The organism is Microcystis sp. LEGE 08355 (assembly GCF_015207185.1).
Taxonomy (GTDB): Bacteria; Cyanobacteriota; Cyanobacteriia; order Cyanobacteriales; family Microcystaceae; genus Microcystis; species Microcystis panniformis.
The window spans coordinates 1-2,633 of sequence record NZ_JADEXI010000621.1; the positions used below are offsets into that span (position 1 = coordinate 1).

The following is a 2,633-nucleotide window of genomic DNA, read 5'->3' on the forward strand; positions in this document are numbered from 1 at the left end:
ATTAATTCCCTACCAAATCTAAGTAATCTATCCTTATGAGTTAAGACTAATCTCTCTACTTTACTATCAACAATCAACCGAATTAATCGCTTTAATCCTTTTTTGTTGTAGTTAAGTCCTGAACCTAGGTCGTCTATAATTTCAACTTGCCAACCGTTTTGAGCGCAAAACAATTCGACAACTTCTTTTTGACGTTCTAAATCCTTCTTTTGATCATGACTAGAAACACGACAATAGCCAACAGTATAGGAAAGATTCTCTTTTACTCCAAGCAACTGAGAAATTGTATAACGACGATGCCCATTAGCAGTCCGTTCTGGAATTAGTTTACCTTCAGACTCCCAACGCCTTAACGTCGATACGCTTACACCTTTTAATTTAGCGGCTTCTGATATGGTCAACTTACTCATAAAACTATTATAGCATAAGTCATGAGTAATTTTGGATAGTATTAGTTAGGTTTTTGGCTTCTGTATTTAACCCTTTCCAACTAACCTAACTACCGCTCAACTTTAAACATCGCTAGAACCACTCTGGAGACTAGCGAGGGATTTTTCAAAATTCATTCTCTGTTCAGCATTGCGGAGAAAGTAACCACTCATCATTGCTGAGGCCAATAACCGGCCCAGATGTTCGCGACTGGTACTGATAGTGACCCCGAAATGTTCGGAAGGAAGGTTGCCCAAAAGTCCGATAATGTTGCGTTCCATCACTTGAAAAACCTCTTGGGACTCCGGTTTCGAGAGTTGGGCGATTGTCTCCGGACTTAAGGTCTGGACATACTGCCACAAACTCTCGGAAAATTCACTATCGGTACCGAATAAATTGTGAGGGCGATCGTTTTCTCTGTACACCTTTGATCTCCTTAACTCAATTTTTTTAAATTATCCTTTTGGTTCTTCCAATTTAACAGTTTTTTGAGATAGTGGGGGTCGGTAGAACCGAACCTGAAGGGAATGAATGGTCATACCAAGCAGAAAACCCATCTCCAGCACAAATCAAAAACTTAACACTGATGATAACCGATGACTGTTCACTGATAACTTTTATTTACCCATACCTAAATGCTGGGCCTTTTGATAGACTTTCCCCTCCGTCAGCAGCGAGGGAGCAATAACCACTTCCACCTGTTGCATTTCCTTTAAGTTCTTAGCACCTAAAGTTCCCATACTGGTTTTCAGCGCCCCTAGTAGGTTATGAGTACCATCATCCAATTTTGCTGGTCCGACGAGGATTTCGGCAATAGTTCCCGTACTGCCCACACTAATGCGGGTTCCCCGGGGTAGAACTGGACTAGGTGTGGCCATACCCCAGTGAAAACCGCGGCCGGGGGCCTCCAAGGAGCGGGCAATGGGAGAACCAATCATCACCGCATCGGCGCCACAGGCGATACATTTGCAGATATCACCGCCGGTAATAATGCCGCCATCGGCAATAACGGGGACGTATTTACCGGTTTCTTGGAAAAAATCGTCCCTAGCGGCGGCACAATCGGCCACAGCAGTGGCCTGGGGAACTCCCACCCCTAAAACGCCGCGAGAAGTACAGGCAGCCCCGGGACCGATACCGACTAAAACCCCAGCTGCCCCGGTTTTCATCAGGTTAAGGGCGACTTCATAGGTGACGCAGTTGCCCAAAACCACGGGAATGGGCATTTCTTGGCACAGTTGCACTAAATCGAGGGGGGTGATAGCTTCCGGGGATAAATGGGCAGTGGAAACGACGGTTGCTTGGACAAAGAGAATATCGGCCGCTGCTTGGGCAACGATAGCACCGTATTTGACGGCACCGGCAGGGGTGAGGCTAACTGCCGCAATACCGCCTTTTTCTTGAATTTCTTGGATACGAAGCTCGATTAGTTGCGGTTTAATCGGTTCTGCGTAGAGTTCCTGCATTAAACCGACGAATTCTGCTTTGCCGACCGCCGCAATGCGATCAAGAATCGGGTTAGGATCCTCGTAACGAGTTTGAATACCTTCGAGGTTTAGTACCCCTAGCGCCCCCAACTCGGAGAGGAGGACGGCCATTTTAGTATCCACCACCCCATCCATAGCGCTGGCGATAATCGGGATTTCCCGCTCGATATTGCCGAGAGACCAACGGGTATCGGCTAAACTAGGATCGAGGGTTCGCACTCCGGGTACAAGTGCGATTTCATCGATACCGTAAGCTCTACGGGCTGTTTTGCCCCGACCAATAATTGTATCCACTTTTCTATACTATTTCAGACCTATTTAGCCTAGACTAGCAAATTTCGCACCATCTCGAAAAGCTTTTCGGTATTATGGCAGACTAGGCCCTGGGAAAATAATCGCCACAGTCGATCGCTTGTTCGGTGTTGGCGCTCCTGGGTTGTACACTACATTTGAGGCGATAATCGTTGGTAAAGTAGCGGCAGTGGGAGCAAGGGATGGAGTGCATCCTTCGGGCAACTTGCCAACTGTCGCGCACGGCACTGGCTAAAGACCAGCAAACTAAAGCGATAATGGCAGCGGCGATTGAAAAACGTAAAATAATCCAGATTTCCATAGCGAGCGACTAAAATTACCTGATTTGGATGGGAATCAACCGAGGCAATTGGCATAGGGTTAGATAGGGTTTGCGGCAAAAAGTTTGTTGGTGGGGGCAGGGTG

4 protein-coding genes are annotated in these 2,633 nt (G+C 46.9%); all 4 read right to left on the minus strand.

Annotation, left to right across the window (positions count from 1 at the left end; genetic code table 11):
- The coding region (locus IQ242_RS22030; RefSeq protein ID WP_193961417.1) for an IS607 family transposase at positions 1 to 410 on the minus strand (410 nt) is incomplete at its 3' end.
- A 102-nt stretch (positions 411 to 512) separates the two neighbouring features.
- Positions 513 to 854: a DUF760 domain-containing protein gene (locus IQ242_RS22035; protein ID WP_002796237.1), complete on the minus strand. Its 342-nt coding sequence runs from the start codon at positions 852 to 854 to the stop codon at positions 513 to 515.
- Between the two features lie 192 nt (positions 855 to 1,046).
- Positions 1,047 to 2,210: a GuaB3 family IMP dehydrogenase-related protein gene (locus tag IQ242_RS22040; RefSeq protein WP_002771311.1), complete on the minus strand. Its 1,164-nt coding sequence runs from the start codon at positions 2,208 to 2,210 to the stop codon at positions 1,047 to 1,049.
- Between the two features lie 82 nt (positions 2,211 to 2,292).
- Positions 2,293 to 2,529 carry a hypothetical protein gene (locus tag IQ242_RS22045; RefSeq protein ID WP_041804354.1) on the minus strand — a complete coding sequence of 79 codons (237 nt, stop codon included), beginning with the start codon at positions 2,527 to 2,529 and terminating at the stop codon, positions 2,293 to 2,295.
- Between the last annotated feature and the right edge of the window lie 104 nt (positions 2,530 to 2,633).

Bases quoted from the DNA above. Each gene is read 5' to 3' on its own strand.
- IQ242_RS22045 (WP_041804354.1), bottom strand. From the start codon at position 2,529: ATGGAAATCTGGATTATTTTACGTTTTTCAATCGCCGCTGCCATTATC.